Genomic DNA, 8,500 nt, shown 5'->3' with positions numbered 1-8,500 from the left:
CAAATATTGACTTCAATCCAATTTAAAGGATTCATATTAACCAGCCCAAATTGTAACTCAATTAGAGCAGTCAAATTGTGCTTTTTACTTTATAATGAAAGATGGAAATACAGCTGGTTATATGAAACTTAATTTTGCTGAAGCTCAAACGGAAACTTACGATGGAGAATCAGTTGAAATTGAAAAATTATATGTTTTACCCGCTTTTAAACGCCAAGGGCTCGGTCGAAAATTATTAGAGTTTGCGGAAGAAACTGCTAAACAAGACCATGCAGAGTATCTTTGGCTTGGGGTCTGGAGTGATAATGATAAAGCATTAGCCTTTTATCACGAGATTGGTTTTAAACAAACAACTACTCATACCTTTAATTTAGGTGATGATCCTCAAACTGATTTCGTAATGGTCAAAAAATTACAAAAATAATCATTAGTTAGGTGAGATGAATGAATAAAGAAGAAAAATTAGTGATATTAGAAAAATTAGTTAGTTTTAACACCTCAGAAGGTAACGAACTTGCCGAGGCTCAATATTTACAAGACTTGTTGTTAGAACACGGAATCGAAAGTGAAATTGAAAATTTAGGCAATCATGAAGCTAATTTAATTGCAGAAATTGGAAACGGACAAAAACCGGTTTTCACGATTAGTGGACATTTAGATACAGTGGCGGTCGATGTCGATAAATGGGATACTGATCCATTTACTTTAGTTCGTAAAGACGGCCAAATGTATGGAAGTGGTGTGACTGACATGAAAGGTGGCACTGCTGCATTAGTGATTGCCATGATTACTCTAAAAGATGCTGAGTTTCCATTGAATGGAACGTTACGTTTAGTTTTAACGGCCGGCGAAGAATCAAATATGCACGGTTCTCACCAATTATATGCTGACGGAGCCATGAATGATTCAGACACGCTTTTAATTGCTGAACCAACTGGCTACCGGACAGTTTACGCCAACAAGGGTGAAGTCGACTTTAAGATTACCGCACAAGGAAAAGCCGCACATAGTTCACGGCCTAACTTTGGGATTAATGCGATTCAAAATTTAATGGATGTTTTAGAATTAATCAAAACGAAAGTTGAAGCTCGAGCTGAACAAAATCAAGATGATGTTTTAGGGAAAACAACCTTTACAGTCGATATCTTCAAAGGTGGAATTCAAATTAATGCAATTCCCGCAAATGCTGAAGCTGAAATTAACACGCGGATTGTGCCTGAATATTCTAATGATGAAGTTATGGCAGATGTGAAAGCCGTTGTTGATGAGTTTAACCAAACTCATGCTGGTGAAATTGAAATTGAAATTTTAATGAACATTCCTCCAGTTATCGGAAATCCAGAATCAAAATTAATTAAAGACATTATTAAAATTGCTACTCCTTACATGAAAAACACCGAATACACTCCTTCAGAAAAACAACAGGGGAAAGAAATGCAAGCTAAGCAGGGATTCAATCCTTTTTCAAATGATAAGTTTGATGTATTGAGTGGTGCTGGCGGAACGGATGCTTCTGAGTTACTTAAAGATAAATTAATGGGAACTAACTACGCCGTCTTTGGTCCAGGTAACCCATTGAAAATGCACCAAACCAATGAATATGCTTCAGAACAAATGTGGTTTGATTTTATTGATATTTATGAAAAATTGTTTAAAGAACATTTGTGATAAAATAAATAATAAGATTTACATAAAAAAGTCAGAAATTAATGAACATCTTTCAGTTTGGCGAGCTAAATTCGTTTCACTGGAAAAACAAGATGTGAAAATCGAGGTGTTTTAAAATAGATAAATATTATATTGTTGATCAATCATTGTTACCAGATACGTTTAGTAAAGTGATTGAAGCACGCCAATTATTAGATAGTGGCAAAATCAAAAGTATTAGTGAAGCGGTTAAAAAAGTTGGAATTAGTCGGGGAAGTTTTTATAAATACAAAGACTTGGTTTATGAAACTGACGAAGCCAACTGGAATCGTAAGGCCGTCATTTCTTTAATGTTAGATGATCAACGTGGGATTCTTTCGGCTGTTTTGAAGAAGTTTGCCGATAGTAAGGCCAGTATTTTGACGATTAACCAAAATATTCCGATTCATAAAGTTGCGAGTGTAGTAATTTCTTTGGATTTGAGCACGATGGAAATTACGATTGACGAATTATTACAATCAATCAAAGATGTAGATGGAACTAGTAAAGTTAATTTAGTTTCAATTGAATAAGCAAAAAAACAACTGTGAATTAATTTCACGGTTGTTTTTGTAATTTGCAGAGGAGTTTAAAATGAATATGTTAGATCAAACAATCGATTATATAAAGGAAAAATATGCGGTAATTGGTGAACGGACTTTTAAAGAATTTCCGCACTATTTAACGTTTAGACACAAACAAGATAACAAGTGGTTTGCATTGATAATGAATGTTCCAATGAATAAATTAGGATTAGAAGGAACCCAAGAAGTGTAGATAATTGATTTAAAATTAAATCCAGAATTAATTGGATTGTTACAGCAGAAAAGGGGCTATTTTCCTGCTTATCATATGAATAAAGAACATTGGAGTAGTGTGATTTTGAATGATGAGACTGATTTTGCTGAACTGAAAAATTTGATTGATGACAGTTATCAAATAACTAATAGTTAGCAAAAGAGGTATAAATAATGAATGAAAAATATTTAAAAGTACCAACGGTCGGTGAAATTATCAGAGAAGAATTTTTAAAGCCCTTAAATTTATCTGGTTATGAGTTGGCTAAAAGAATGCAAGTTTCGTATTCAAGAATCAACGATATTCTTAATGGAAAGCGCCAAATTACAATTGATACAGCAATTCGTTTCAGTATTGTGTTTGGAACATCGATTGAGTTATGGACCAGTTTACAGGCAGATATTGATGCTAGAAATGCAGAATTGATAGTCAAAAATGAAAAATATCGGAATTTAAAGCAAATTACGGTTGGGTAAATTATGTACAAAAAGCACTAACGACATTCATTATTGAATGTCATCAGTGCTAAAAATTGGTTGTTTATTCAATGCGTTAGTAAATTGTTCCAATATGTTTAAATCTGGAACTGATACTTTATCAGGATTATCTAATTCAGCTACAGCACCGTCAATTTTAACGAAATCAAATTCGTCATCTAACATTTCGCCCAACTTAGTGTTTAAATCAACTAAGTCCTTGTTAGTTTCTTTACGATCAGCGGCTTCTTTTTCAATGTTCAATTGAATGGTATTTAAATCATAAAGGTTAATTGAGTTGGCAAGCTTCCAGAATAAATCAAGTTGTTCATCATATTCAAAAATCTTTTTCATGCCAGCTAAGTTATCATTTACAATGTGACGATTATATCCATCTTCATCGTAACCGCATTAATGTTTAGATACAACGAAAAAGGATTCCAGCAGTACTGGAATCCTTTTGTTTTAGTCTTTTTTAGTATCTTGAGAAACGTCATTGGCATGCTTACGTTGGTAAGTAGCAATGTTTTTGTATTCTGGTTTGAGGTAACGACTTAAGCGAATGTAAATTGGAATTAATTCACGGTAGGCTTCGTAGTTCTTAGGGTTAGGCTTGTGAGTATTGGTAACACCAACAAACTTGCTAACATCGTATAAACTACTAATCATACCAAGACTGTACATTCCAAGAGTAGCAGCACCTAAAGCGGTTCCTTCAAAACTTTCAGGAATTTTAACGTCTTGTTCAAAAATATCAGCTAACATTTGACGCCAAAGTTTAGAACGGGCAAATCCACCAGTTGCTTGAATCTTCTTGGGTTCACCAACAACTTCTTCAAGGGCAAGCATAACTGTGTATAAGTTATAAACAATTCCTTCAAGGGCAGCCCGAATCATGTTAGCACGGGTGTGTTTACGAGTTAAACCAAAGAAGGTTCCGCGAGCATCTGCATCCCAGATAGGAGCACGTTCACCACCTAAGAATGGAAGGAAGATTAAACCATCTGAACCAGCGGGAACGGCAGCAGCAATTTGGGTCAATAAATCATAAGCATCGAGATGCATTTGTTCAGCCGTAACTTTTTCTGGTAAACAAAGTTGATCACGAACCCAACGGAAGACGATTCCACCGTTGTTAACTGGTCCACCAACGACCCACATGTTTTCAGAAAGGTAGTAACAGAACACACGACCTTTAGGATCAATCGTTGGTTTATCAGTAACGACCCGGACAGCACCAGAGGTACCAATGGTAACGGCAACTACACCAGGTTGAATAGCATCAACTCCTAAGTTAGCTAATGGACCATCAGAAGCTCCGATGACGAATGGAGTTTCTTTGTTAATTCCAATCATATTAGCGTAGTGGTCAACCATTCCTTTGAATTGGTAAGTTGTATCAACTAATTCGGGAAGTTGATCACGGGTTACGCCAGCTACTTCTAAGGCTTGGTCATCCCAATCCATAGTAAAGATGTTAAATAAACCAGTGGCATCGGCAATTGAGTAGTCTTCTTTTAATTCACCAAAGAGTTTGTAGTTAATGTATTCTTTGATTCCAACAAAGTAACGAGTTTTTTTGTAAATATCTGGTTTTTCATTACGTAACCACATGATTTTAGTTAATGGGGTCATTGGATGAGTAGGAACTCCAGTTTTTTTGTAAAGTTCCATACCAATTCCGTTTTCTTTTAACTCGTCAGCATATTTAACGGCCCGGTTATCAGCCCACGTAATTGCACGAGTAAGTGGTTTGTAATTTTCGTCTAAACAAATCACACTGTGCATAGCACATGAATATGAGACACCTTTTAAGCTACCATGTTCTAAATCAGCTTTTTCTAAAACATGATTTAGTCCTTCAATCATGGCACTAAAAATTTCTTCTGGATCTTCTTCAGCCATATCAGCTGTATCTTGATATAAAGGATAGAGGTCGTTTGAATAACCTTTAACGTTTCCATCTTCATCATACAAAACCGTTTTGACACTGGTAGTACCAATATCAACACCAATTACGTATTCCATAATAGTGTTCCCCTTAATAAGTTAGTAAATTCATTTAAAAAGCTTTAATTTAAAGTTTTTGTAGCGCTTACATTATATTGGAGTGAGGGATACAATTCAATCAAGCACATCTTAAGTTTCGGTTACTTTTCAGAAAAGAAAGCTAGTTTTTATTCACTTATGACTAACATAACTGATAATGTTAAAATAAATATTAATTGTTTATTAAATTTAAAAGATGCTATTTATTGGCAGTGGAGTTGAAATGAGTAAACTTAGTCGAAAGGCTTATCAACAGCAGCAACGAGTTAGTCGTCGTCAGAAATGGATGATAATCATGGGACTGTTGTTATGTCTATGTGTGATTGGATTATTAATCTTTCAACATATTGCGGGACAAAGGCAGCAACAAAAGCAATTTCTAACGAAACATTCAGTTCGGGGGTTAATCATTAATCAAAATGATTCTTATGTTGATTTTACTCAAGCAAATCAAGATGGAATGAAATACGCTTATCTTCGGGCTTCTCAAGGAGCAAGTTTTACAGATGATAATTTTAATGATAATTATTTACGCAGCATTGGATCAGGTTTGAAAATTGGAGTTTACCATCAGTTTGGGTTTGGAAGTTCCATTAAAGGACAAGAAAAAAACTTTGTTGAATCAGTGGGTAACAATATTGGAGATCTCCCAATTGAAATTAGAATTAGCTACTATGGTAATTATAATTCGCATAACGTTAAACCCAAGAAATTATTTAATGATGTTAATGAAATGACAGCTTATTTATATCATAAATATCATCGACCAGTTTTGCTTAAAACCAATCAGCGAAATTATGAAATTTTGAAAAAGATTCCACATGCTCAATTTGCAATCACGGGAAAACAGCATGCGAAAAACTCTAAATTTATTGGTCTAAGTAACGCCAACCAAATTTATGATAATGGTAAAATCAGTGAGTATGAGATGTCGGCTTTCAATGGAAATAAGGTAAAATGGGAAGAGTACTTAAAACAACTCAAAAGTGATGATTTAGAAAAGAGTAACGCAAATGATTAAAATTGGAACGATTGGTACAAATTGGATTACACAACGGATGGTGGAAGCTGCTACAGCGACTGGTGAATATGAATTAGCAGCAGTTTATTCACGACATGAAGATACTGGCAAAGCCTTTGCAGAGAAAAATCATTGTCAGCAGGTATATTGCTCATTAAATGACTTTATGTCATCAGATCAATTTGACACGTTGTACATTGCCTCGCCAAATGTATTTCACTTTGCCCAAGTCTTAGAAGCCATCCAACATGATAAAAATGTGATTGTGGAAAAACCAGCTTTTATGAATCCAAGACAAATGCAACGAGTTTTAGATGAATTAACCCTTCATCCCCAGGTTCGTTTATTTGAAGCAGCACGAAACGTGCATATGCCAGCATTTAAAGCAGTGCAAAAAACACTAGCTAAAGTTCACCAACTTGCTGGTGCTGATTTTGTGTTCAGTCAATATTCATCACGTTATGATTTAGTGTTGGCTGGCGAAACTCCCAACGTTTTTAATTTTAAATTCGCGGGTGGAGCTTTAGCCGACTTAGGGATTTATCCGCTTTATGATGCGATTGGATTATTTGGACTTCCAATCAAACAAATTTATTATCCAACGATGATTGCAACTGAGGCAGATGGTAAAGGAACCGCCATTTTACATTATGCCGATTATGATATTACGTTGAACTTTAGCAAGATTTCGAGTTCGAAACATGAATCTGAAATTTATGCTGGTCGTGATATTATCGCAATTGATAATGGGGGAGAAATTACTGAAGCAAAATTAATTACTCCAGATGAAACCAAAGTGATTAGCCCCAAATATGTTAAGAATCCGATGATTCCAGAAATGACTGATTTTGCAAACGTCCTTAATCATCATGACAATCCAGAAATTCAAAGACAATACCAAGCTTGGTTGCAATTAATGCAACAAGTTAACGAAACTTTAAATAATCTAGCAGTTTCTGCTGGAATTCACTATCCCGATCAATTTAAGGAGTAACGCTGTGTTAGAAGAATTTGTAAAACGTTTTGAAAAATTAGGTTATAAAGAACAAACAGAAATCCAAAAGGCTGTTTATCAACCCATGATTGATGGGGGAGAAGACATTGTTGGTCTATCCCCAACCGGATCAGGTAAAACGGTCGCCTTTTTAATGCCAATCTTAGCCAATATTATGGCAGGTGAGGGAACGCAAGCTTTAATTGTGGAACCTTCCCAAGAATTAGCCATGCAAGTTACGAGTATTATTCGCGACTGGGCTGGTCCTTTAAAGGTAAAAATTTTACCTTTAATTGGAGGAGCTAACGTTAAACGACAACAAGAACAATTAAAGAAACGACCAGAAATTGTCGTCGGAACACCTGGTCGAATTTTAAGTTTATTAGATGAACGGAAATTAAAAGTTAATCATGTCGATACAGTTGTGATTGATGAAGCAGATGACTTGTTACAAGACGATTCATTAGAAAAAGCCCGTCAAATTGTTGCTGCTGTCCCCCGTGATGCCCAAGTTGCTTATTTTTCAGCAACTGCTAATGAAGTGCTCTATAACTTAGAAGAAGTGATGGGTAAACCTGCCCGCATTATTGATGTTCGTGACTTAGATAAGAGTCGTGGTGTGGTTAAACACGGCCAATTTCAGGTTTCTCGTGGGAAACGGAACGATGTGTTAAATCGTTTAACCAAATTGACTAATTTTAAAGCATTGGTGTTCTTTAACCAACAAACTGAATTGAACCGTGCCTTTAATTACTTTAAGCATCAAGGCTATGCACCTGTCGAAAAATTAAGTGGCGAAGAAAACAAAATGCAACGAGAGAAAGCATTACGCAACTTTAGAAAAGGGCAAACCAAGTTACTTTTAACAACTGATGTGGCTGCTCGGGGATTAGATATTCCTAAGTTACCAGCTGTTGTTAACTATGATTTGCCTAAAGAAGCTAATACTTATATTCATCGAGTGGGTCGAACTGGTCGAATGGGAGAACCAGGCTTAGTAATTAACTTTGGTGATGATCATGATTTACGTGATTTGAAGAAATTATTACGAGATGAAGAATATGATTTACAACCCCTATACTATTTCCGCGGTAAATTAGTTGATCACGTTGACCAAGCAGATATTGATCAAGCAAAAGCAGACGAACTAGCCAAACAAAAGGTCGTGCCAGAAGTTAAGGGAACTAAGCCTTCTGTTAAAAAAGCACGAATTAGAAAAGTTCAAGCAGTTGTGGAAACTCCAAAAAAACCTCGTAAAAAGAATCGAAAACGGAACCAAAAGAACAAAGGATATCATAAGAAATAAGCTTGCCATTCTTTACGGATGACAATAATCGTGAGAAAATAAGGAGATTGATGTTGGCCCCATAGCACAATTGGATAGGGCAGTCGCCTCCTAAGCGATCGATCTCAGTTCGAACCTGAGTGGGGTCATAAAAAGTAATTCACAAATGTGATGATGTGAACCCATAAAGT

11 protein-coding genes and 1 tRNA gene are annotated in these 8,500 nt (G+C 35.6%); 10 read left to right on the top strand and 2 right to left on the bottom strand.

Annotated features, from left to right (window positions below; genetic code table 11):
* The first annotated feature begins 49 nt into the window (after positions 1-49).
* The 6 genes from FD36_RS05785 to FD36_RS05765 all read left to right on the top strand — a co-directional run bounded on the left by FD36_RS05785 (position 50) and on the right by FD36_RS05765 (position 2,960).
* On the top strand, positions 50-424 hold the full coding sequence (locus FD36_RS05785; protein WP_082610639.1) for a GNAT family N-acetyltransferase: 375 nt from the start codon (positions 50-52) through the stop codon (positions 422-424).
* A 20-nt stretch (positions 425-444) separates the two neighbouring features.
* The gene (locus tag FD36_RS05780) at positions 445-1,668 is read left to right on the top strand and encodes an ArgE/DapE family deacylase (RefSeq protein WP_056958706.1); all 1,224 of its coding nucleotides are present in this window, start codon (positions 445-447) and stop codon (positions 1,666-1,668) included.
* Between the two features lie 116 nt (positions 1,669-1,784).
* On the top strand, positions 1,785-2,219 hold the full coding sequence (locus tag FD36_RS05775; protein WP_056958704.1) for an ACT domain-containing protein: 435 nt from the start codon (positions 1,785-1,787) through the stop codon (positions 2,217-2,219).
* A 61-nt stretch (positions 2,220-2,280) separates the two neighbouring features.
* Positions 2,281-2,463 carry a hypothetical protein gene (locus tag FD36_RS06940; RefSeq protein ID WP_049777616.1) on the top strand — a complete coding sequence of 61 codons (183 nt, stop codon included), beginning with the start codon at positions 2,281-2,283 and terminating at the stop codon, positions 2,461-2,463.
* On the top strand, positions 2,464-2,640 hold the full coding sequence (locus FD36_RS06935) for an MmcQ/YjbR family DNA-binding protein (protein ID WP_331251943.1): 177 nt from the start codon (positions 2,464-2,466) through the stop codon (positions 2,638-2,640).
* A gap of 17 nt (positions 2,641-2,657) precedes the next feature.
* Positions 2,658-2,960 carry a HigA family addiction module antitoxin gene (locus FD36_RS05765; protein WP_056958702.1) on the top strand — a complete coding sequence of 101 codons (303 nt, stop codon included), beginning with the start codon at positions 2,658-2,660 and terminating at the stop codon, positions 2,958-2,960.
* A gap of 30 nt (positions 2,961-2,990) precedes the next feature.
* On the opposite strand, the gene FD36_RS05760 is transcribed toward FD36_RS05765, so the two are convergent.
* The gene (locus tag FD36_RS05760) at positions 2,991-3,314 is read right to left on the bottom strand and encodes a hypothetical protein (RefSeq protein WP_056958700.1); all 324 of its coding nucleotides are present in this window, start codon (positions 3,312-3,314) and stop codon (positions 2,991-2,993) included.
* 111 nt (positions 3,315-3,425) lie between these two features.
* On the bottom strand, positions 3,426-4,988 hold the full coding sequence (gntK, locus tag FD36_RS05755; protein ID WP_056958698.1) for a gluconokinase: 1,563 nt from the start codon (positions 4,986-4,988) through the stop codon (positions 3,426-3,428).
* Between the two features lie 244 nt (positions 4,989-5,232).
* On the opposite strand from gntK, the gene FD36_RS05750 reads away from it, so the two are divergent.
* The 4 genes from FD36_RS05750 (at position 5,233) to FD36_RS05735 (ending at position 8,458) form a co-directional block, all read left to right on the top strand.
* Positions 5,233-6,030, top strand: coding sequence for a GH25 family lysozyme (locus FD36_RS05750; RefSeq protein WP_056958696.1), 798 nt, complete (start codon positions 5,233-5,235; stop codon positions 6,028-6,030).
* On the top strand, positions 6,023-7,024 hold the full coding sequence (locus FD36_RS05745; protein ID WP_056958694.1) for a Gfo/Idh/MocA family protein: 1,002 nt from the start codon (positions 6,023-6,025) through the stop codon (positions 7,022-7,024). The genes FD36_RS05750 and FD36_RS05745 overlap by 8 nt, the downstream gene beginning before the upstream one ends.
* A 4-nt stretch (positions 7,025-7,028) precedes the next feature.
* Complete coding sequence (locus FD36_RS05740; RefSeq protein WP_056958692.1) at positions 7,029-8,330, top strand: DEAD/DEAH box helicase; 1,302 nt, start codon at positions 7,029-7,031, stop codon at positions 8,328-8,330.
* A 55-nt stretch (positions 8,331-8,385) separates the two neighbouring features.
* Positions 8,386-8,458, top strand: a tRNA-Arg gene (locus FD36_RS05735).
* Positions 8,459-8,500 lie beyond the last annotated feature (42 nt).

The sequence above is a fragment of the Fructilactobacillus sanfranciscensis DSM 20451 genome (assembly GCF_001436035.1).
Lineage (GTDB): Bacteria > Bacillota > Bacilli > Lactobacillales > Lactobacillaceae > Fructilactobacillus > Fructilactobacillus sanfranciscensis.
The sequence above is the reverse complement of the archived record's forward strand: the minus strand, read 5'-3'. Positions and strand labels throughout refer to the sequence as shown.